This is a genomic window from Fictibacillus sp. NRS-1165 (genome assembly GCF_050468105.1).
GTDB lineage: Bacteria > Bacillota > Bacilli > Bacillales > Fictibacillaceae > Fictibacillus_C > Fictibacillus_C terrinigri.
In genome coordinates this window covers 17,414-39,919 of the sequence record NZ_JBDPNU010000012.1, presented here as the reverse complement: position 1 = coordinate 39,919, position 22,506 = coordinate 17,414, and the positions used below count along the sequence as shown (strand labels likewise).

Genomic DNA, 22,506 nt, shown 5'->3' with positions numbered 1-22,506 from the left:
TTTGTCGATTACCGTCCACTTTTTACGGTTTACGTGCCGCTTTGCCCCTTTTACATGCCAAACACTGCACGTTACATGCCAAACACTGCATCCGCACCCACACAACTAGCCCTTCAAAAAAAACGTCCCGCTCAACAAAGCGGGACGCCGAACCTAATTATTCTGCAGTGCTTCTGCTTCTGCACCGTTTTTCAGGCGCTTCAGTCCATGCATCAACGAACCGTTCTCCTGTCCGAAGAAATCATGCAGCTCTAAATAATAGCGGTACATCTCTTCATACAGCCTTACGTTCTCTGGAATGGGCTTGAAGGTTTCTTCCTTCACACTGGCCATATGCTCAGCTGCTTCAAAAATGGAATCATAGCCTCCTGCCTCACTTCCGGCTGCAACTGCTGCGTACATTGCAGCACCAAGTGCGGTTGTCTGGCGAGAGTCGGCGATTTTGATTTCCCGTTTCGTCACATCTGCATAAATCTGCATCAAAAGGTGATTGCGTTCAGGAAGTCCGCCAACCGCAAAGATTTCATCAACTGCCACGTCTGCCTCAACGAAACTCTCGATGATCCTTTTTGTTCCGAAGGCTGTGGATTCCAATAAAGCACGATAAATTTCTTCAGGCTTGGTGGCCAATGTTAAACCAACGATTGCTCCAGATAAATTTGCATCCACAAGAACAGAGCGATTGCCGTTCCACCAGTCCAGCGCAATAAGCCCCGACTGGCCCGGCCTATAGGCTGCTGCCCTCTTTTCCAGTAATTGATGGACATTCAATCCGGCATCTGCCGCTTCTTTTTTTACATAGTCAGGGGCGGCTTCGTCAACATACCACGCAAAGGAGTCTCCGACTGCGACCTGCCCCGTTTCATAGCTGATGAAGCCTGGAATAATGCCGTCCTCTACAATGCCGCATACACCTTTTATCGGTTGTTCCACATCAGAGATCAGCATATGGCAGGTGGAGGTACCCATCGCCATTACAAGCTGGCCTGGTTGAACAGCCCCGACAGCCGGAACACCGGCGTGCGCGTCAATAATACCTACCGCGACCGCGATCCCCGGCTTCAATCCCGTTAGAGCGGCCATTTCTTCTGTTAGCTCTCCTGCTTTTTCACCGATGGACAAAACAGGGCCGCGCATTTTTGTCTCGACGATGTTTTCAAGCCGAGAGTCCAGCGCCTTAAAAAAATCCGCGGAAGGATAGCCCTCTTCTTTATTCCAAAACGCTTTATAGCCGCACGTATTGCTGCTTCGGACGATATGACCGGCAAGCCTCGAGGTGACCCAATCCCCTGCCTCCATGAACAGATCTGTTTCTTCAAAAACCTCGGGAGCTTCCCTCAAGACCTGCAGAATTTTAGGGAACATCCATTCCGATGATGCTTTTCCGCCGTAGCGCTTGAGAAAGCCCTCGCCCCTTTCCTCTGCAAGCCGTGTGAGCTCGTCCGCCTCAGGCTGTGCAGCATGATGCTTCCATAACTTCACCCAGCTATGCGGCAGGTTCTCCCAGCCAGGCTTCAAACAGAGAGGCTCTCCATCCTCAGTTAGCGGCATGATCGTGGAAGAAGTAAAATCGATGCCAAGACCGATCACATCTTCTGCACTTACCTTTGCCTGTCGAAGGATAGCGGGAACCGATTCACGCAGAACATCAAAATAATCCTCGGGATGCTGCAGCGCCCAATCCGCTTCCAGCACTGTGCCCCCAGGAAGTTTCTTGTCCATTACACCATGTTTGTAAACGGTAACATTTGTAGCGATTTCTTTTCCAGTAGCAGCATCCACGAGCAGAACTCGCCCGGATTCTGTTCCATAATCAATGCCGATGACATATCTTTTCTGCAAAACAGCAACCTCCCTTGATGTATTGCTCTTTTGTAGAATAGTACTACACTTTTTCGGGAAACGCACAAAAAACAAACCTCATCCCTGCTTCAGAACCCTCAAAAACACTTCCATTGCCTTCGTCCGAAATTCCGTATCCTGCGTGACCAGCGTGAACTGGCGCTGCACCGGAAAGCCCGTCAGATCAAGGACTCTAAGCGTTCCTAGAGCCAGCTCCTTCCGTATCGTCCATGTGGAAAGAAAAGAAATGCCGAGCCCCGCTTCAACCGACTCTTTAATGATCTGTGTGCTGCCGAACTCCATGACCGAACCTGGAGTAAAGTGGTGGTCAGTAAACATCTGCTCAGTTGCCTCACGGGTTCCGGACCCCTGCTCGCGGACAATCCACGTTTCATTCTCAAGATCCAAGAACGAAACCTCTGCCTTCTGAGCAAGCTCATGTCCGGCTGAAACAACTACCACCAAGCTGTCTGCCGAAAACCGCTCCATTACGACGTGCTCATCTGTCATCTTACCTTCAATAATTCCCATATCAATCTGCCGGGTTGCCACTTGATGAACGATTTCTCGGGTGTTGCCGATCATGATGGACGGATGGATCCTCGGAAATTCCAAACGGATCGATGCGATGATGTGAGGCAGGATATATTCACCAAATGTATAGCTTGCACCAATGCTCAGTCTGCCGCTCGGTTCACTCATCAAGTCAGCGACAAGCACATTCATCTTCCCGTGCAATGATAAAATTTCCTTCGCGTGATGATAGACGATCTCACCAGCCTTTGTCATCTGCACCATCTTGTTGCTGCGCTCCAGCAGTTTCGCGTTCATTTTCCCCTCTAAGTTTTTAATGTATCGGCTCACTGCCGGCTGGGTGATATGCAAAGCTTCGGCAGCATTCGAAAAATTGGCTTTTTCAACGACTGTCACAAACACGTACAGCTCCTGATCCACAGTCTCTCCCCTCCGTTTTTAAACATATGTTTAAATCTTAGTTTAACTCATTTATAACAAATCAGTTATCATCAGCATCCAAAAGAGTGATTTTACTTATACAGCGTACGGGAGTAACATGAAATCATACAGGAGGAATGGCCTATGGAATACACCGAAAAATCGAATAACATCGTAAAAGGTTCGCGCCTGTTTTGGCTTGCTGGCATTGGTTTTACCTTTTTTATCGCAATCCTGGGATTAGGCTTATCCAAACTGCCTGGATTCGATCACATTGGACCGCTTGCCAGTGCGATCCTGATTGCAGTCGTTTTCCGGCAAGTTTCCGGCTATCCTGAAAAACTCAGGTCAGGAATCGAGTTTTCATCAAAAAGACTGCTGCGCTTTGCAATTATTTTATATGGATTAAAACTAAACATCGACATTATTTTTCATCAGGGGCTGCCTCTGCTCGTCCGGGGCATCGGATCCGTTGCCTTCGCTATCCTTGTGATGTACGCACTATCCAAATGGCTGAAAGCTGACGCTTCGATCTCCCTGCTGCTTGGTGTTGGTACAGGTGTGTGCGGAGCAGCGGCCATTGCCGCCATCTCCACGATCGTAAAATCCAGGGAAGAAGACACGGCGATCAGCGTCGGGATCATCGCCTTGATGGGGACGCTGTTCTCTATCCTTTATACTGTGCTCCTGCCCTGGCTCCCCTTGTCGGACACCGAATATGGAACGTGGGCGGGCATTTCCCTGCATGAGATCGCCCATGTCGCATTGGCGGGTGCACCGGCCGGCCAGGATGCTTTGACGGTGGCCTTGCTCGCAAAACTGGGGCGCGTCTTTCTGCTCGTTCCGCTCTGCTTTTTCTTTATGTATCGGATGAAAAAACGCTCACCCGAAAAGCATGAAGACGCGGCAAAAGTAGAGTTCCCCTGGTTTCTCATCGGATTCATCGTCATGAGCCTGATCGGCAGTTATATCTTGGGTGGCGTCATTCCCGTCTCCTCACGAGTGCTGGATGACATCTCAAACCTCAGTACCTGCATCCTTACGATGGCGATGGTCGGACTCGGCTTGAACATCAGCTTCCATGCACTTCGAGACCGTGCACTTCGTCCGCTCGCCGCGATGACTGTGACCTCGGTCATTTTATCCGTGCTTGCCTTTTTCACCGTTTAAACCTTCTTGGAACTTTAATTCAGGAAGGTTTTTTTTATGATTAATCGTGCTTCATTTGTTATATTTAATAATGTGTAATAACTGATAGGTTTGTCAGCGGCCTCTTGAAGGAAGCAAACGGCGACTCTCTTAGAATGTATCTGGACGTACATGAGGAAGAGGAGCGTCTGACGAAGAAGATGGCCGTTGATCACAAACCGTTACAAGGAGATATCATTTATGAGAAAAAATTGGATCCGGCAAGTGGCTGTCATTGTTCTTGTCTGGATGGCGTATATGTTTTCGTTTGTGGACAGACTTTCGTGGCCTCCTGTCCTTCCTCTTGCTGCAAAAGAGATGGGATTGTCAGCGGCCGATGCGGGAAGCTACATGACTGCGTTTTATATCGGGTATGTGATTACACAGTTTCCGGGCGGCATACTGACCGACCGGTTCGGCTACCGGAAAGTGCTGCTGAGTTCGTATTTTATGATGGGGATTTTCACCCTTACGATGTCGACCGTTCATTCTTTTGAGCAGGGATTTGTCTTCCGGCTTCTGGCAGGGCTCGGCTCTGGTGCAATCTTTGCGGCATCTCTCGCTGCTATATTCGATCATATCTCCCCTAAACGAAGAGGGATCGCGATCGGCTTTTTCATGACAGCCACTTCGCTTGGAGTGACTGTTGTGAACTTGTTTGTACCTTCGGTTGCTGCCGCTCACGGCTGGCGTTCTGCTTTTATCGTTGCAGGGCTTCTGCCCATCGCGGGCATCGTGCTAAGCTTCTTTTTCCTGAAAGAAACCAGCAGCTATCAAGGAACAAAGAAATCTGTCTCTTCCATGAGTGAGATCCTCACCGTTCTAAAAAATAAAAACCTCATTCTCGCAGGAATTGCAGGATTTGGCGGGCTTTGGGCAACCTGGGGAACCGCCACTTGGGCCAATGCGTACTTAAACCATTCGCTCCACCTTTCGTTAGTTGCGGCGGGCAAAATGATGGCTGTTTATGGCATGGCGGGTCTTTTGTGCAAGCCGCTCATCGGATTCGTGTCCGACTATCTTAATAAAAAGACGATCGCGTTTTGGGCGCTATTTTTGTTCGCACCCGTGCTTATTTGGTTTGGTGTAAACACACATACAGGAATTCTCTTCACACTCACGGCGATCCTTGGGGTCACAGCGTTCATCTATAGTCCCGTGATGACCGCCATTATCGGCGAACTGGTGGAAGAGCGGCTTGTCGGGACAGCGATGGGCCTCGTCAACGCGATTTGGCAGCTCGGTTCACTCATCTCCCCGCTTGTTGTCGGCATGGTGGTGGATGCTACCTCAAGCTACTTCTACGGATTCCTTGTACTCGCTTCTGGTCCGTTAATCGGTGCCATCATGATGCTTTTCGTCCAAGCAAAAGCAAAAAAGGCACAAAAGCTCAACGCCGCATAAAGGCTGGTGCAGCGAAAAAGCCGCTCATCCCCCATGAGCGGCTTTTTTCATTCTTTTTTTATTTTCTCTGTTCCTTCAGCAATTGATGAAGCCGATCTGGGAAGTTCGTGAACATGCCCGTTACACCCCAGTCGATCAGGCGCTTCATATCAGCGGTTTCGTTCACCGTGTACGGATGCAGCTGAAGCCCGCTTTTTACTACCTTTTGAACATAGTTTTGATCGAGATACGTAAAGTTCGGCCCGATTCCAACGGCATATTCTTTCCATGCGGCGATTTCAGCGTCAGTTGCGACTGCTGCTTCTTTATAAGACAGCAATTGGACGAGTTTGATCGACGTATCCAGTTCCTTCACCCTCAGAAGGCTTTCCTTACTGAACGATTGAATCAATAAAGTGCGCTTATTGATTCTGTATTTATCCACAAGACGAAGAAGCTCTTCCTCCATGCCCGGGTAAATATCTGGCGCTTTTGTTTCAATGTAATAGTTTCTATGTTTGCCAAACCGCTTAAAGATCTCTTCTAATGTCGGAACCTTTAGACCAGCATAATCTTCATTGGCATATTGCGGATACTTTTCATTAAACCAAGAACCGGCGTCCAGCTGCTTAATTTGTTCCAGCGTCAAATCTTTCACTCGGCCCATTCCGTCCGTTGTCCGGTCTACAGTTTCATCATGCATCGCAATGAGCTGCCGTCCTTCGTCATCTGCAGATCAATTTCAATGTAATCTCCATGAAGCCTTTCACCCATTTTATAAGAGGTGATCGTATGTTCAGGTGCATAGCCTGAAGCCCCTCGATGGGCTACGTCTACGACTTTCGTTCTGTGATCAGCCGCCTCCACTTGTGTAACCACTCCCGATCCCATTCCAATCAATGCAGCAGACAATGCCATCGTTCTCATGATTCCCTTCATCTTGCCCTTTCCCCTCTTTCATTCACAGTCTCTTAATCTATCATTGGATAAAAATTGAAATCCGCTATGATCATATCAGAGAAAGTGAATTGTAAAAAGGGTATTTTTACCTACGATGTAAATGAATGGAACAATTAAGCCTTAAAAAGGCCATGCCGTTTAAGGAATAAGGAAAATTTTCTGCTTGCATAAAGTTAGGATAATAGTAACAGATCAATGTTAAGACAGTTAAATTTTTGGTAAAGCATTGATTGAGCATCTCTTAAGATTACGTGAACTTTTTGTAAACAGGCGTATTTTAAGACCGGATAACAGTGTAAACATCCTTTAAAAATGCATCATAATCCAAGTCATTGGCAATAACAGAATAATCATTTTGGCCTGGATTGATCACCGGGTGATCCCTAAAGTCGGCTACCGTGATGCCTTGGCCAAATGTGGATGCGGCTTCGACAATCTGAACATTTCTTTTTACGTACTTAAAGTTGGACGGATTAACAAGCGCACTGACAGGAACCAGGTCATGGAAAAACAGCGAATAAACTTGATAGCGATTTACAGGTTATAACCGCCCTTCAGAGGGGGCTGAGTCTGGCAACAGCGGCCTTGCTTCTCACTGGACAAATTTCAAACAACGGGGTATTTGTGACAACAGGTGGATTTCGTCCCTCTTTAGGAGGACCCTTGACCGCGATTAGAAGGCATTGGGAGCGGACAGGCTGCCACCACTCTTATCGATGTCATTGACAGCGGCCTCGCCATCCTGCTGATTGCTGACCAAATCCGTGTGACAGGAAGCTTCATCGGTTCCTCACGCTTCACAATTAATGTCAGTGGACCCATTTTCGGCGTTCCTAAGCCTGTTCCTTCCCTTCCTTACATCAAACGGGAGTCCGCCTTCTTCCAAAAAATTGTGTCCAGACATTTCAATGTGAACCCTGCGATTTTTAAACAGCATTAAACGAGTGTTTAATAAGAAAAACACCTATGCTTCCCTTACGGGGATGGCATAGGTGCTCCTGAATCGACTTATTCCGTAATTCCTACCTTATTTAAACCATCTTCTGTTGCGTCAGTCTCTTCACTTCCTGTACCATACAGATCCACTGCTGATTGAATGAGCGCTCTGCGTGCGTCTTTAAAGTTAGAGGTTGGCGTTAGATAAGTGGTTAACGCGCGGTAGTAGATTTTTCCGAGTTTCTCTTTGCCGATCTGAACACCAGTCAGGTAGGCTGCGTGGTTGATAATAGAGGAGTTAATATGAACACCGCCGTTATCAAGACTGAGAGGCAGTTTGTAGAACTCGTCCATGTGTTTTGGATACATCCCTTTTCCGTTGCCATATGGGACATAGGCGGCATTCACCGGGTACTTGTCCGGCTGGCTTAAGCTTCTGAGAGATGGCCGTCCGCTTTCCACTGCTTCCTGTGCCATCGCATCCTCGCCTACTTCCCAATCATCTGAATCGATCAAGGCACCGAAAATGTCGGAGAACGCTTCATTTAGCGCCCCGGATTCGTTACGGTACAGGAGGCCGGCAGAATGGGTGGTTACTCCATGGGTCATTTCGTGCCCTGCAACATCGAGTGCCGCAGACAGAGGAATAAAGAACGTGCCGTCCCCGTCTCCATAGGTCATCTGCTCGCCGTTCCAGAACGCGTTGTTATAGTCCACGCCATAATGGACAGATGAGATGATCTCCATCCCTTTACCATCAATGGAGTTGCGTCCATGCTCATCTTTATAATAGTGGTATACTTCCTCGGAGTTGTAATGGGCGTCAACGGCTGCACGGTCATAGTCACTCTTGTACGAAGCACTTTTGTTGGCAAACAGCACGCCTGGGAGGTTCACTTCAGCCGAACGCCACTGATTTTTAAAATCATACGTTGAAATTCCTGCAAGATTATCATGAGATATGTCTTTTAAGAAGAAGGTGGTTCCATTTCCATCCTTTAAATTTTGGTGGGAGATATGTAGATTACGGTGAGCTCCTTTTACACCGATCCCTGAGCCTTTAGAAGCCTTCAATTCGTCTGCATGCATTAATCCATTATATTGATCGATGACTTTTCCTGTTTTGGCATCGACAAAAACGAACCAGTTACCCGGGTTTTCACCAAGAAAGTTTACGTTTACTTTATAGGCGGTGTGCATTTTTCCGTTGTATGGATAAACAACGAGCTGAGTCGTCGGCTCGTAGTCAATTGAGTCAGGAGCTTTTACCGATCGTTTCGCGATTTCTAAAGCTTTGCCCGAGGAGATGGCTGCTGTTGTATCCAATTCGGCTTCCTCTGCCGTATTATTGTAATAGCCTGTGACACTGGCAATACTTCCGTCCTTTCTATAGTGGACAATGACTTCTGTACCTTCAACAGGTAAACCATTTTTGGATTGGTGCAGACGAACATGCGTCATTCCGAGCTTATCCGATTCCACCTTCTTTTCTTTAAGATGTCCTTTTGGATCCTTTAAACCGAATTTTGATTTATTTTCCTGTAAGTAGGCAATGGCGTTAGCTGCATTTTTGTGGCTGAATTTCGGAGATTTTACCTCAGTAATGAACACAGGCTTTGAATCAGTGCTGGCAATGGCGGATGCGGAAGAGGCCGCAAATGGAGATGCAAAAAGTGAAGCGGTTAAAACCATTGGAATGACATACTTCTTTTTCACTGAATTTCCCCCTTTTGTAAAATATTGTTACATTGCAAGTATAATAGAGCGTGAGGAACGAGAATATAGACTACATATACTATTTTCATATTAATTTTAAATCATCAGTTAATAGATAGATGTACCTATAAAGACCAAAATAAAAACCAAGATGGTCACTTCGCACCCCTTGGCCCCTACTTTTTATAATATCGTCCGAATATCCCACAGTTCCGGGAAAAATCTTTGGTCGAGCACCTTCTTCAAATAACCGACACCAGAGGAACCCCCAGTCCCCATCTTAAACCCTATGATTCTCTCAACCGTCTTCATATGGCGGAAGCGCCATTGCTGAAGCCAGTCTTCAATATCTACGAGTTTCTCAGCGAGCTCATACAGATCCCAATATTGGTTTGGATAACGGTAGACCGTGGTCCACGCTTGGCGAACCGAATCATTCTCTTGATACGTGCGCTTTACGTCACGGTTGAGCACTTCTTCATCGATTGCCAAACCAGCCTTGTTCAATGCACGGATGGCCGCATCATAGAGGCTTGGCGCTTCATAAGCCTTCTTCAACTCTACTAATAGTTCAGGATCTTTCTCATAGATTTTCAATACATGCGGCGTCTTATAACCAAGCGCAAACTCGATCATTCGGTACTGGTAAGACTGGAACCCGGACGCCTGTCCGAGCGAATCCCGAAACTCCATGTATTCGGAAGGCGTCATCGTGGACAGTACGTCCCACGCCTGAATGATCTGTGACTGCGTTTTTGACACCCTCGCCAGCTTTTTGAACGCACTGGACAAGTCGTCGTTCGTGATCGATTCAATCGCTGAATGCATTTCGTGAAGAATGAGTTTCATCCACAGCTCACTCACCTGGTGGATAACGATGAACAGCACCTCGTCATGATGGCCGGAAAGCCGGCGCTGCGCTGATAAAATTTTATCCAGCTGCAAATACTCACCGTAGGTCATACTATTTTTAAAATCCGTATGGATATTGGTCTCCGAACTCGTTGCATTCACGTCTTGCTGGCCATTGTTGTTCAGCATCAAAATCCCCTCCATGTTAACGCTTCCAGTCAATCTCTTATCATCATACCTCAACACTAAAGAGGATGACCACAAGCTTTTTTCTTAAACGTGTGTTTAATTGGTATAATGTAAACAACATTACTTAGAGAAAAGGAGTCCTTCCACATGACTGATTTTTCATCCCAGCACGCTCGTGAACAGCTTGATCACGAGATGATTATGATTGAAGTGAACCTTGATGACTGCAGCAGTGAAGTGCTTGGCTTTACGATGGACCAGCTGCTGTCTGCGGGTGCCAATGATGTGTATTACACTTCCATCTATATGAAAAAGAATCGTCCAGCTTATAAACTGTCTGTTCTTACTACTCCCCTCAGACAGCCGGAACTCGAAGAGATTATTTTCAAAGAAACGACCAGCTTCGGCCTTCGCTTTTTTCCTGTTTCCTGTCACCGTCTCGGAAGGGAATTCTACATAGCAAAAACAGCGTGGGGCGAGGTTTCAGTCAAGATCGGAATCTATCAGGGAAAAAAGATTAAGTTTTCACCGGAATTTGAGGACTGCAGGGCTTTGGCCGAGAAGCATAATCTCCCGCTTCAAACGATTTATGACGGGGCAAAAAACATGGCCATCAGCCATTATAAATAAAAAGACCCTGTCCTTTCAGGAAAGGAACAGGATCTCACAAAGATAATAGATTCCAAAGATGACGCTCAGAAGACCGGTGCTTCGTGTTAATAAAAGGTTAAGCCTCTTATGATCCGAAGCCCAGGAATAAGGCATGCCGATCAGAATGGTAGCGAGTACCATGCTCAGAAGGGTTCCTGCACCAAAGACAAGCAGATATAATAAGCCCATATACTTGTCATCGATGGTGCTGAGGAATAAATAAGCCACACCGGTACTGCCTGCGAGGCCATGCAGTAAACCGACAATCAGCGGTCTCAGCATCCAGCCGTTTTTGTCACGAGCTGCGGTGTGCTCCTGCTTTTTTTCTGTGCTCAGGGAGTAAAATGCTTTTACACCGAGGTAAATGATCATGGCACCGATAATGCCTTCAAGGAGTTTTTCCACGGAATGAGAGATGAGCAGGTTGAAATAAATAATAGCGCTGCCGATCAAGACGATTGTCGTCATATGCCCGACTCCCCACCAGGCCCCGACAAGAGCGGAAAACCGGGCTTTTTTCTTTTGGCTGACGATTGTCGTCACCGCCACAATGTGGTCCGGATCAAGGGCATGCTTCAGTCCGAGCAGCAATGCCATGATTAAGATGGTCGTAAACTCCATATGTATCTCCTATTCTCTTTTTGTTTATTTTCTCATAATTGTCGTTAATTGACCAAGGCCTTCTACTTCTACCGTCACTTCATCTCCGTCCTTGAGCCAATTCCTCTCGCCCTCAGGCTCACCCATGATCACACCTTCAGGGGTACCGGTTAAAATAAGATCACCGGGATAGAGAGTCATATGCTGTGAGATATAGCTGATGATCTCCTCACAGGAAAAAATCATATCCGATGTATTGGAATCTTGGCGGACAGATCCGTTTAAGACGGTCTTCAGCGGCAAGCGGTTCGGATCTTCTATCTCATCGTCACTCACTAGGTAAGGCCCGGCCGGACTGAAGCCGTCACACGTTTTACCGAGCAGCCATTGCCCGGTTTTAAATTGAAGATCCCTTGCCGAGAGATCGTTGGCCGTACAATACCCATAAACATAATTTCTTGCTTCTGCAACTTCCACATTGCGGGCCGTCTTCCCGATCACCAGCCCTAACTCCACTTCGTAATCCACTTGCAGGGAACGCTCCGGTAATCTGACCTCTTGCAGGTGTCCTGCGAGGGTATTGGTGAACTTGCTGAATAAAATCGGTGTTTCCGGCAATGCCATGTTCGACTCTTCCGCATGCTTTTTGTAGTTTAAACCCACACAGATTATTTTTTGCGGAGAAACCACACATGGTCCGAGAGTAAGTGAATCCTCACGGTAAAACACGTCATCCGACGCGATTTCTGTATCTGCCAGTCGTTGAAGAGCTTCCTTGCCCTTTTCTCCCTTTAAAATCAGTTCATCCATGGTTTCTGGAATCCCCTCAGCATCGGCCATCAATAGATGGACAGCTTCCTTTACATCCAGAACACCCCGCTCGGTTTTTACACCAAGCGCCCATTCTCCATCTTTTTTAAACGTCAGCGTTTTCATATGACATCTCCTTTTTAAATGAAATAGGAGGATTACATGACGGTGCCTGGCACCATCATGTAATCCTCATCTTTATTATCCTTTGACAAATACGGTTTTGATCGACGTATAGAATTCGATGGCAGCCTGCCCCTGTTCCCTGGAATGGGAGCTGGACTGCTTCATCCCGCCGAACGGCGCCTGCAGCTCCACACCTGCTGTTTCTGCATTAATCCTGACAAGTCCTGCATCCATATCATTGATAAAGGAGAGCATGTGGCTGATATTGGTCGTGTAGATCGAAGCACTCAATCCGTATTCCACATCGTTCGCCAGCTCGATCGCTTCTTCCAGCGTACTTACTTTAATCAATGCAAGTACTGGTCCAAAGATTTCTTCCTGAGAGATGGCCATGCCTGTCTCTACATTTTCAAAGATCGTTGGCTCCACATAGAAACCATCCTTTGCGACATCCTCGGTCAGCTGACGTCCGCCATAGAGGAGCGCCGCCCCTTCTGCCTGTCCCTTTTCGATGTAAGATAACACCGTCTCCAGCTGCTTTTCGCTGGCACAAGGGCCCATCCACGTTTCCCCGTCGAGTCCAGGACCGACCTTCAGCTCTCTGACTTTAGCCAGCAGTTTTTCTTTGAAGACATCATAAACATCCTCATGGATGATGACCCTGCTCGTCGCTGTACACTTTTGCCCTGTTGAACGGAGCCCCCCGCTGATCGTACCATCCACGGCAAGATCAAGATCCGCGTCAGCGGCAATTATGACCGGGTTCTTTCCGCCCATCTCCAGCTGATATTTGGCTCCCCGCGAGAGAGCTGCCTGTCCGATCGCTTTTCCTGTCGCGTTCGAACCAGTGAACGTGATTCCATTCACATCCGGGTGCTCCACGATCGCTTGTCCGACGACAGAGCCGGTGCCTGTCACCATGTTTACGACTCCGGCAGGAATTCCCGCTTCAGCCAGGCATTCGGTGACCTTAACGGCAGTAACCGCCGCTTCTTGTGCCGGTTTAATCACGATCGTGTTCCCATAAATAAGCCCGGGTGCCATCTTCCAGATCGGAATCGCCACTGGAAAATTCCATGGTGAGATGACCCCGACGACTCCGAGAGGCACTCTCGTTGTAAACATGAGTGCTTCATTATCGGTGGAAGGAATGACGTCACCCGTCTTGCGCATCCCTTCTCCCGCATAATAGCGAAGGATTGCAACGCCTCTCAACGTTTCTCCCTTTGCTTCAGCGAACGTTTTTCCCATCTCGTACGTCATCGTTTCTGCGATCTCATCCGCCCGGCTTTCCAAGATGCTCGCTGCTTTATATAAGTATTCGCCTCTTGCCGCACCTGAAAGCTTCTTCCAGGCCACTTGCGCTCTCTTAGCAGCAGATACCGCCTGTTCCACATCTTCCTTGCCGGATTTTTGAACGTAGCCGACCGTTTCATATTTGTTCGCTGGATTTATACAAGGGATCGTCTCATTTGTGGATGCTTCTACCCATTCACCGTTCACATAGTTCAGAAAGGTTTTCACTTGTGTTTGTACCGTCATTTTTCATCTCTCCCTTTAATTTATTAGATTCGGTTAAAGCATATATCTGAGTTTCTTTTATTTTGGACATCGAAAAGCAGATAGGAAAAAACTTGCTTAAATCCTTCTGCTTTTCAGAAGGCGGTTAAAACGTAGGCCCGATTCTCCAAATACCAAAATCATGCTGCTTGAGCACTTCCGATTTTGTGAGTTTTCCTGAAGAAACCTCTTTAATTTCTTCAAAGATCCGTTTTCCCGCCGCTTGAATGGTTTCTTCTCCATCGATGATCGTCCCGGCGTTCAAATCCATGTTATCCCTCATCTTTTCGAACATGGCCGTGTTGGTGGAGATCTTGATCACTGGCGCGATCGGTGATCCTGTCGGCGTGCCGCGGCCGCTCGTAAACAGAACAACCTGAGCCCCGCCGGCGACCATACCTGTCAGCTGTTCGATATCATGTCCCGGTGTATCCATCCAAACGAGACCCTTTTGGGTCGGATACTGTGCATAATCAATGATCTCCTGCAGTGGACGGCTGCCAGATTTGTTGGAAGCGCCAAGCGATTTTTCTTCCAGTGAACTCAAGCCCCCTTCAATGTTTCCGGGACTCGGATTACCGGTTCTGATATCAACTCCCATCAGGATGGCCCTGCTTTCCATCTGTTCGATCACTTCATACACCCGCTTCGCTACCTTTTCATTCACGGCTCTCTTCGCCAATAAATGTTCAGCACCGATCAGCTCTGTCGTTTCCGCCAAGATGGCCGTTCCGCCGGCATCCACGACCATATCACTCACAACTCCGACCGCCGGGTTTGCAGAGAGGCCGGAGCAGGCGTCCGATCCTCCGCATTCCGTACCAATGATCAATTCGCTAAAATCGAAGGGCTCCCTGCGCTGAGCGGAGGCATCCTGAACCATTCTCGCCGCAACCCGTGCCCCTTCAGCGATCGTCATCAAGGTGCCTCCATGGTCCTGAATCGAAACGACCTCCACTGGTTTGCCGCTCTTGGCGATCTCTCCAGCTACGCTTCTTGCCTGATGGGTCTCACAGCCCAGGCCAAGGACCACTACACCGTACACGTTCGGGTTCAATCCCATTCCTACATACGTGCGAAACGTCTGGTCATAGTCCTCTCCCACCTGTGCACAGCCATGCTGATGGATGAAGCTCACAGTTCCGTGCACAAGTTCCGTAATTTGTTTTGCGGCCTGGGTGGCGCACGTGATCGTCGGAAGGATCAAAACATGATTCCTTACGCCCACTTTCCGGTCCGGCCTCCTGTACCCTAGCAATTCGTTGGTGTTAAACTCTGGATTCAACTTTATCCCCCCTTCCTCTTATGCCTTCCAGATTATGAACGTGAACATGCTCTCCGGTTGCAATGTCAGCAACCGCCCTGCCGATGACTTCACCGTATTTCAAAATTTCCCCGCCTTGTCCAATCGGTTTCACCGCAAATTTATGGCCGAAGCGAATGTCCTGCTTCAGTTCCACCTCGTGTACTTTTTCTTCGCACCGGACATGGACCAATGCCCCTTGTGGAAGATCCATTAAGGCGATTGCCACATGGTCCAGCGGTTTCATCATGATCGTTTTATAGTTCATATCCACTGCCTCCTTTAAAGAAAAGCGCAAGCGCCTGATAGATCCGACAACTGCCTCGCCGTTAAGCCGCCATCCGCCACAAAATGGCTTCCTGTGACAAAAGAAGACTCGTCACCTGCCAGAAAGAGCACGACATTCGCGATTTCTTCAGGCGTTCCCATCCGGCCGATCGGCTGGCGCATCTCATTTGTTCCCGGGCACCCGCTATCCCCACACCTGCATTATTCACAAGGTGTCCAGGGTGCCGAACTTTTCGGCGGCCCTTTCTACCACTCGCTTCATGTCCGCTTGCTTTGTCACATCAACGGAAGTAAACTCTGCAGCCGACTCTCTGCCAGCATTGATGTCTTCCGCTACTCTTTTTCCTTCCACTTCATCAATATCACCGATAACCACATAGGCGCCTTCTTCTGACAGCCGTTTGGCAATGGCCTCGCCGATTCCTGAACATGCCCCGGTGACAAGCGCGGTTTTTCCGTAAAGTTTCAATGAATTCCCATCTCCCTGAAGATTCAGTCTTTTTAAGGGTTAATGAGCCGTTGGGATCTTGCTTTCCTGCTTTTTCACCGGGTTGTTCAAAACACCGATCGAAGAAATCTCAATCTCAATCCGGTCGCCTTCCTTTAAAGTAAATTCATTCGGCGGCACAATGCAAGTTCCTGTCAGAAGAACGGTTCCGTCAAACAATTCGTTATCACGGGCAAGAAACTCTACCAGCTCATCAAATCTTCTTTTCAGCTGCTTCGTATTGGCCGTTCCTTCCACCACTTTTTCATCCGCCCTGTAGATTCGGCACGCAAGGTCAAAGGAATACGGATCATCTACCGCTTCAGCCAGCAAGATGACCGGACCGATGGCACACGAGTGCTTCCACACCTTGGCCTGCGGAAGATACAAAGGATTCTCACCCTCAATGTCCCGGCAGCTCATATCGTTTCCTGCCGTATAACCGAGAACCTTTCCGCTCTTGCTCAGCACTAGCCCAAGCTCCGGTTCAGGAATCTGCCAGTCAGAATCACTGCGTAAATAGACGGGCTGCCCGGGTCCAATGGTACGGGCCGCTGTTGACTTAAAAAAGATCTCCGGGCGTTCGGCTTCGTATACTTTGTCGTAGAATGTGTCCGCATCTAATTTCCCTGCGGTAGCTTCATAGTTTCTGGCATCCTTGCTCTTTTCATAGGTCACACCTGACGCCCAAACTTCCGGCGCCGCAATCGGAACGGCGAGCTGCAGTTCATCAAAAGCTTCTTCAATCGGCTCTTGTCCCGCGATCAGATCCTTCACATATTGAATCGTTGGTTTGCCTTCACGTTCAGAAGCGTAAACAAGCTCCATAAAGTCAGAATGAGGAAGGTCGTATACTCTTTCATCATCTGCCAGCGCTGCTAATACAATTGTTTCTCTTTTGTTTTTGTATCGTAAAATTCTCATTGGTCACTCTCCTTGGTTTTATATTATAAAACTGAGTTTTCATAATTGGTTACACTCCTGCCATGAGGAGTGCTGTCATGATCAGCTGGAAGAAGCTTTTACACCGAAGCCAAGCTCATGGGAGATTTTCTCCGCTGTATCTTTCAGCATACTGACAATCTCGTTTACCGTTTTTTTATTGATGCGGTGAACAGGCTGAGACATGCTGATGGCCGCGATGACGTTCCCGGAGTGATCCCTGATCGGTACGGCGGTGCAGGAAACGCCAGGTTCGTTTTCCTGGTTATCGACGGCATACCCCTCTTCCTTTACTTTATCCAATTCTGCCAGAAAGTCTTTTTCATTCGTGATCGTTTTCGGAGTCTGGCTGATATACTCATAATCCTTTAAAATGGAATCCAGCTCATCCTGGCCTTTGAACGCAACGAGAGCTTTTCCGACAGCACTGCAATGAACCGGAATTCTGCGTCCGATCCTTGAATAGAGGATCGTGGCAGCGGAACCTTCTACCTTTTCGATGTAAACGCCTTCTTTTCCATCTAAAATAACGAGATGGATCGTGTTTCCTGTTTTCATGGAAAGTTCCATCAAATGCTTTTTTGCAACGGAACGAATGTCCAGGTTATGAATGACAAAGTTGCCCCTTTCGAACAGCTTCATTCCCAGCTTGTACTTTCCATTTTCAGGATTCTGCTCAATGTATCGATAATGCTGAAGCGTCTTTAACAAGGAATGGACGGTACTTTTATGAAGGTTCATTCTTGAACTGATATCCGTAATTTTCAACTCGGTTTCATATTCATCAAAAAGATCCAGAATTCGAAGTGCACGGTCTACGGACTGAATAATCGGCATTTTTCAATCACCCTTTAACAGAAGATTAGTAGGCTTGTCTTTCCCTAATAGTAACATACCTCATATTGGAAAGAATCACATTAACGTATATTGTCAGTAAGCGAGAGTGATTGACGTGCACCTTTAACGATTGAAACAAACTGCTCTGCGTTTTGCTGAATCCAAGTATAATCCTTGGTTCGAACGGCTTCTGAAGGGACGAGGCTCCCTCCTATGCCGACTGCTGCAGCGCCGGCCTTGATATAGGCGGCCGTATTATCAAGATGAATCCCTCCTGTTGGAACGACTGGGATATGTGGAAAAGGAGCTCTGATGTCCTTTACATATTTCGAACCCAGGACAGAAGCCGGGAAAAGCTTCACCATGTCAGCTCCCCACTCCATCGCTTGAATCATTTCTGATGGGGTCATCACTCCCGGCATCACTACTTTTCCATAGCGGAGTGCCATGCGGATGACCTCCTCATGCAAGGAGGGGCTAAACAAGAACTCAGCGCCGCTTTGAATGGCCAATCTGGCAGATTCACCGTCAATAACCGTTCCCGCCCCTACGATCGCCCGGCCTTTAAGCTGATCTGACAATTCTTCGATCACCCGAAAGGCATCCGGAGAGTCCACCGTTACTTCTATTGCGCTGACTCCTCCTTCTGCAATACTTTCTGCGATGGGAGCGATTTGTGCTCTCGGCATCCGGCGCATGACAGCTATTATGCCGCTTTTCGTTAATTCCTGAAGCAAGTTCACTTTTGACAGCATACCGTTGCTCCTCTCATCTAAGGATTTCCTCATTCTCCTTTAATAGTTGATCAAAATAAGGATAGCCTTCCACATCTCCAGAAACCGTTACAGCATAGGCCCCTACCCGGTTACCCAGCTTAACTGCCTCCTCATACGTCCATCCTCTTAACAGGCCGGAAAGAAAACCTGCGGCAAAACCGTCCCCGGCACCAATGGGATCCACCACATGGGAAACATGGAAACCTTCAATATAACCTCTTTCATTGCCATTATCATAATAGGCGCCTTCAGCCCCTAATTTCACAACGGCCGCCTTGCTTCCATTCCTCAAAAGGTTCCGGGCCACTTCCTCAGGCTGAGATCGGCCGGTCATCAGGGTCCCCTCTTCGATTCCCGGAAGGACGATATCACTTCGCGAAGCGATTTCCACTAAGGTTTCTTTTGCCTCTTCCTTGCTCCAGAGCTTCAACCGGATATTAGGATCAAAAACAACCGTCACTCCGTGCTGTTTTGCCAGAGCAATGGCATGGAACACTGAATCTCGGCAGCTTTCGCTTAACGCCGGAGTAATACCGGTTACATGCAGATACTTTGCCTTGGCCAGATAGTCTTCGTCAAGGTCTTCCGGTATCATCCGGCTGGCCGCGGAATCTGAGCGGTAATAATGCACCTTGGGCTCCTGTTCTGTACGCTTTTCTTTGAAAAAAACCGCGGTAGGGCTTGCCTGGTCGAATACCACCCTGGAGGTGTCGACTCCTTCCCCCCTGATAAAATTCCGGACATATAAACCAAAGTCATCATTCCCAAGCCTGCTGAACCATCCTGCTTGATGTCCCAGCCTCGATAGGGCGATGGCCACATTTGATTCTGCTCCTCCAATCGTTTTTTCAAATTGTCCCGCAAAGCGGAGAGGGACGGCTGATGATGGATGGAAGAGGACCATCGTTTCACCGAACGTTACGACGTCCATACTTTTTCACCGTACACGGGGATGGCAATGCCTTCAGCGCCCTTTTTGGAGACCTTGAGATGAGGAGCATACCGCTTGATCATCTCCAGTCCAAGCTTGGCTCTTCTCACTCGTTCCTTCGAAAGGGCAATCGATGTCGGTTCAAGATGGGAACCTGAAGGATAAATGTTCGGTGCGTTCCGCAAGCCGAATTTGATGTAAACTGGAGCGGCTACACGGATGATCTCAGGAATTTCATAATGCCGGATAAACCCGCCGACATCGTCCGGCACTTCAACATAAATATCGATCGGAAGGTCAACTGCCTGCCTGATCGCCGCCAGCCTCGACAGCGTCAGATCGGTCGGCACATTGTAGGTTCCGGCCCCGATCTGCTCCATCAGGCGGATGGAAACGGGGTTGGCCTGGGCGACCTGTACGGAAACTTTGACGATAAGATCCGCCGGCAGTTCTCCCATTTTCTTGAACTCGTTCACGAGCGACAGCAACCCCTCATCCGCTACCAGGATGCTCCTGATTCCTGCGTTGCATGCCCTCTTTATATCTTCTATGGAATAAACGAGCTGGTCCATTCCCTGTACGCGCAGTCCGGCTATTTTTCCGGCACTCGCCCACTGCATGGCTGATACGTCCCATGTTCCCCTCGGCCCTACAAACAAACTCACCTCAAGATTTTCCCGCTTCCCAATGGCTGACATCTGTTCAAGTTCTTCATCCGTCAGCAGCATGATGCCGCTTCCCTGTGAAATCCTGTGGATGTCCACCTCATACTTCTCACACGCTTCTACGACAGCCTCAAAAGAAGCCGGGCCTTCCACACTGGGGATCTCCACCCGATACTGTGCCCCATCCGGGAAAGCTTTTGATGAATCCGGAAGTTCATGGCAGTCTCGTCCCGGGAATCCTAGTTTCTCAATCGCATTTCTTGTCTGTTCCAACTTCCATTCCACCTTTCTGTTTTTGATTACTTAACGTTCAGCCAATTTCAGGGAAGCGATATCTTTTCTATAATCGAGATCAGCTTCTTCAAACACTTGCAGCGGGACAACTCCGTGCGCCGCATCGGTATGGCTGGTCAAACGGTTGCTCGCTGCCACCGACCGCTGACGCTTGCGGATCGTCTTCATCCGTCTTTCTGCCAGGGCTTTCCGCTGCTGCCGTATATGATCAAACGCAAATACCTGCTCGCCTTTTTGAAAAGAATCTTCTTCCATGAACTGAATCGAACGCTCCCTAAAATCAAGGAACAAAACATCACCTGTCTGAAGGTAGAGAATCCCACCATCTTCCTTCGCTTCAGGCGTCATGTGGCCGACAGCAGCTCCGTACGTTACGCCTGAATAGCGTCCATCACTGATGAGAGTCGCCAGTTTTTTCAGCTTACGGCTGGCATTGATATGCTGCATCGGGGTAAACATTTCAGGCATGCCAAACGCTGCAGGTCCTTGCCCCGATACCACTACGGCTATTTTTAGAATACTTTCCTCCACCATCGCCTCGAACAACGGGTCATAGGCAAGTTCAGCATACGCCGAATACTGTTCGGGCGCATTCTGCTTCAGAGCCGCAAGAAGATTCTCTTGAGAGAACTGACGATCATTTTTCAGCTTCTCCAACAGATCGGCATCAAGCAAGCCTTCATTCGCATCCTCTTCATTTTCATAATAAAGGACAAAGGCTGCCTTCTTATCAAACTCATCAAGCTGCAGGGTGGTCATCCCGCTGATTTTCACGACAGCACTCTCGAAAAAATTCCCCGTCAGTACATCCACTCCACTGTATGGCCGCCTCGGCTTTGAAAGGATGACAGGGTTCTGTGCAATCCTTTCGATGGGACTCTTTCCATCCTTCTCCAGCCGGTCCCGCCAGCTTGTTCCGGTTACGGTCGGTGCATCCACATCCATCGGAACTCCGTTCTGGATCAGTTCATAAAACAGTGACTCCATGCCCCGGCTGTTGCCTGAGCAGCACTGCATGGCCAAGGCAAAAATATCCCTGCCCTGGGTCAAACTGTAATCGAACAAATCGGGCACCGGCACCTCGTGATGAATGCGGTCGAGTTCATGAAGGCTGAACGTGTAGCCGCCATACAGCATGCCCGCCACTATATGCATCATCAAGTTGGTCGATCCTCCTGAAGCGCTGTGGATCCGGATCGCATTCTTGATATTTGACGCCATGATATTCGAAACGCCAAAGGCCGGCTGATTAATCATGACAGACAGTGAATCGAGTGCCTTATTGATCTGCTCCTGTGCTGGCGGATCCGTAAGGAGCTCCAGTTCAGGATGGACGAGCCCCATTCCCGCTACCAGATGACGGGAACTGTTGCCTGTTCCATTAAAGGCGCATACACCGCCAAGCCCGTCACACGTATGGACTGCAAGGCGTTTTTCATAGTCATCATGTGCGGCCTGGGTGATGAATCCTCTTTCTTTTGCCCGCTGCAGCACCCCCTGAAAGGCAGTGTTGGAAGAGCATTGAAGGATGTAGGCCATGGCATCGCGAAGATCAAAGGCAATATCCTCAGCACCTCCGTCTTCTGCAGCTTTCGCTACGGCTTCAAGCTCTTCGAATAAATCTGCAGGAATGGTACCTCCCTGCAAGACGTGTGCTGGTGCGAATGTCGCAAAAAAAGGTGCCTCCCCCCTGTAATTGCGGATGCGATCCAGATGAGCCAGGGCGCTTACAACGCCAAGAGGCTGTTTATCACAGCCTTGAATGACGAAAGCGCCATGATAACTATGAGCTTCGATCTGATTCACCACCATTTCCGCCACCGCGTTTCTGCTTTGAAGCGAATAGCTCATCCCCTGGTTGCTTTGAGCTGTCCCATCACACATAACAGGCGTTGAGAAATAAAAGGGAACACCGCCGTTCTGCCATATCCGTAAAGCGGCTCTGGCAGACGTCTGAAAATCCATGATATGTGCCGGATGGTCAGGCGAACCTCCGATGATAGCGATCCTCGGCGCATTCTCATGAAGCCGATTGTAGATCTCCTCCAGTGTCCAATCCGGCGCTTCTCCTTCGTAGGCGTGTCCGACGATCTGCTTTGACCGGTCCAGGAGGCCAGCGACACAAATCGGTTCATTGGCCTTTCCCTGAACATTGTCACGATACGGGTTATAGGTGTTCTGAATATAGGGGTACTCCATGTTCTTTCACCGCCTCT

General features: G+C 48.5%; 20 protein-coding genes and 2 pseudogenes. 3 read left to right on the top strand and 19 right to left on the bottom strand.

What is annotated here, in order from left to right; genetic code table 11:
• Positions 1–153 precede the first annotated feature (153 nt).
• The gene (locus ABHN01_RS03830) at positions 154–1,842 is read right to left on the bottom strand and encodes a ribulokinase (protein WP_429874439.1); all 1,689 of its coding nucleotides are present in this window, start codon (positions 1,840–1,842) and stop codon (positions 154–156) included.
• 78 nt (positions 1,843–1,920) lie between these two features.
• Positions 1,921–2,796 (bottom strand): LysR family transcriptional regulator, encoded by an 876-nt coding sequence (locus tag ABHN01_RS03825; RefSeq protein ID WP_429874438.1) that lies wholly within the window; start codon positions 2,794–2,796, stop codon positions 1,921–1,923.
• A gap of 144 nt (positions 2,797–2,940) precedes the next feature.
• Here ABHN01_RS03825 and ABHN01_RS03820 point away from each other — a divergent pair, with 144 nt between their 5' ends.
• The gene (locus tag ABHN01_RS03820) at positions 2,941–3,966 is read left to right on the top strand and encodes a YeiH family protein (RefSeq protein ID WP_429874437.1); all 1,026 of its coding nucleotides are present in this window, start codon (positions 2,941–2,943) and stop codon (positions 3,964–3,966) included.
• A 219-nt stretch (positions 3,967–4,185) separates the two neighbouring features.
• The gene (locus tag ABHN01_RS03815; protein ID WP_429874436.1) at positions 4,186–5,388 is read left to right on the top strand and encodes an MFS transporter; all 1,203 of its coding nucleotides are present in this window, start codon (positions 4,186–4,188) and stop codon (positions 5,386–5,388) included.
• Between the two features lie 58 nt (positions 5,389–5,446).
• On the opposite strand, the pseudogene ABHN01_RS03810 reads toward ABHN01_RS03815, so the two are convergent.
• The 4 genes and pseudogenes from ABHN01_RS03810 to kynA form a co-directional block, all read right to left on the bottom strand.
• Positions 5,447–6,306: pseudogene (locus tag ABHN01_RS03810) on the bottom strand (glycerophosphodiester phosphodiesterase).
• Between the two features lie 672 nt (positions 6,307–6,978).
• Entirely contained in the window at positions 6,979–7,149 is a 171-nt protein-coding gene (locus ABHN01_RS03805) for a hypothetical protein (RefSeq protein ID WP_429874435.1), read from the bottom strand.
• Positions 7,150–7,335: 186 nt separating this feature from the next.
• A complete protein-coding gene (locus tag ABHN01_RS03800; protein WP_290398060.1) occupies positions 7,336–8,979 on the bottom strand; it encodes a M4 family metallopeptidase in 1,644 nt (547 codons plus the stop codon).
• Between the two features lie 183 nt (positions 8,980–9,162).
• Positions 9,163–10,020: a tryptophan 2,3-dioxygenase gene (kynA, locus tag ABHN01_RS03795; RefSeq protein WP_429874434.1), complete on the bottom strand. Its 858-nt coding sequence runs from the start codon at positions 10,018–10,020 to the stop codon at positions 9,163–9,165.
• A 147-nt stretch (positions 10,021–10,167) separates the two neighbouring features.
• Here kynA and larC point away from each other — a divergent pair, with 147 nt between their 5' ends.
• Positions 10,168–10,650 (top strand): nickel insertion protein, encoded by a 483-nt coding sequence (larC, locus tag ABHN01_RS03790; RefSeq protein ID WP_429874433.1) that lies wholly within the window; start codon positions 10,168–10,170, stop codon positions 10,648–10,650.
• Positions 10,651–10,665: 15 nt separating this feature from the next.
• On the opposite strand, the gene ABHN01_RS03785 is transcribed toward larC, so the two are convergent.
• The 13 genes and pseudogenes from ABHN01_RS03785 to ABHN01_RS03725 form a co-directional block, all read right to left on the bottom strand.
• Positions 10,666–11,292: a cytochrome c biogenesis protein CcdA gene (locus ABHN01_RS03785; protein ID WP_429874432.1), complete on the bottom strand. Its 627-nt coding sequence runs from the start codon at positions 11,290–11,292 to the stop codon at positions 10,666–10,668.
• A 24-nt stretch (positions 11,293–11,316) separates the two neighbouring features.
• Positions 11,317–12,207: a fumarylacetoacetate hydrolase family protein gene (locus tag ABHN01_RS03780; protein ID WP_429874431.1), complete on the bottom strand. Its 891-nt coding sequence runs from the start codon at positions 12,205–12,207 to the stop codon at positions 11,317–11,319.
• Between the two features lie 75 nt (positions 12,208–12,282).
• The gene (gene gucD / locus ABHN01_RS03775) at positions 12,283–13,749 is read right to left on the bottom strand and encodes an alpha-ketoglutaric semialdehyde dehydrogenase GucD (RefSeq protein ID WP_429874430.1); all 1,467 of its coding nucleotides are present in this window, start codon (positions 13,747–13,749) and stop codon (positions 12,283–12,285) included.
• Positions 13,750–13,873: 124 nt separating this feature from the next.
• A complete protein-coding gene (locus ABHN01_RS03770) occupies positions 13,874–15,052 on the bottom strand; it encodes a UxaA family hydrolase (RefSeq protein ID WP_429874429.1) in 1,179 nt (392 codons plus the stop codon).
• A complete protein-coding gene (locus tag ABHN01_RS03765) occupies positions 15,036–15,338 on the bottom strand; it encodes a UxaA family hydrolase (RefSeq protein WP_429874428.1) in 303 nt (100 codons plus the stop codon). Before ABHN01_RS03765 ends, ABHN01_RS03770 begins: the two co-directional genes overlap by 17 nt.
• 14 nt (positions 15,339–15,352) lie before the next feature.
• Positions 15,353–15,514 (bottom strand): annotated as a pseudogene (locus tag ABHN01_RS03760) (SDR family oxidoreductase); the annotation flags it as partial.
• Between the two features lie 49 nt (positions 15,515–15,563).
• Positions 15,564–15,827, bottom strand: coding sequence for an SDR family NAD(P)-dependent oxidoreductase (locus ABHN01_RS03755; protein ID WP_429874427.1), 264 nt, complete (start codon positions 15,825–15,827; stop codon positions 15,564–15,566).
• A gap of 39 nt (positions 15,828–15,866) precedes the next feature.
• Complete coding sequence (locus ABHN01_RS03750; RefSeq protein ID WP_429874426.1) at positions 15,867–16,769, bottom strand: fumarylacetoacetate hydrolase family protein; 903 nt, start codon at positions 16,767–16,769, stop codon at positions 15,867–15,869.
• An 81-nt stretch (positions 16,770–16,850) separates the two neighbouring features.
• A complete protein-coding gene (locus ABHN01_RS03745) occupies positions 16,851–17,624 on the bottom strand; it encodes an IclR family transcriptional regulator (RefSeq protein WP_429874425.1) in 774 nt (257 codons plus the stop codon).
• Between the two features lie 80 nt (positions 17,625–17,704).
• Positions 17,705–18,379, bottom strand: coding sequence for a bifunctional 4-hydroxy-2-oxoglutarate aldolase/2-dehydro-3-deoxy-phosphogluconate aldolase (locus ABHN01_RS03740; RefSeq protein ID WP_429874424.1), 675 nt, complete (start codon positions 18,377–18,379; stop codon positions 17,705–17,707).
• A 13-nt stretch (positions 18,380–18,392) separates the two neighbouring features.
• Complete coding sequence (locus tag ABHN01_RS03735; protein WP_429874423.1) at positions 18,393–19,331, bottom strand: sugar kinase; 939 nt, start codon at positions 19,329–19,331, stop codon at positions 18,393–18,395.
• On the bottom strand, positions 19,319–20,269 hold the full coding sequence (locus ABHN01_RS03730) for a U32 family peptidase (protein ID WP_429874422.1): 951 nt from the start codon (positions 20,267–20,269) through the stop codon (positions 19,319–19,321). Before ABHN01_RS03730 ends, ABHN01_RS03735 begins: the two co-directional genes overlap by 13 nt.
• A 30-nt stretch (positions 20,270–20,299) precedes the next feature.
• Positions 20,300–22,489 carry a dihydroxy-acid dehydratase gene (locus tag ABHN01_RS03725; protein ID WP_429874421.1) on the bottom strand — a complete coding sequence of 730 codons (2,190 nt, stop codon included), beginning with the start codon at positions 22,487–22,489 and terminating at the stop codon, positions 20,300–20,302.
• Positions 22,490–22,506: the final 17 nt, after the last annotated feature.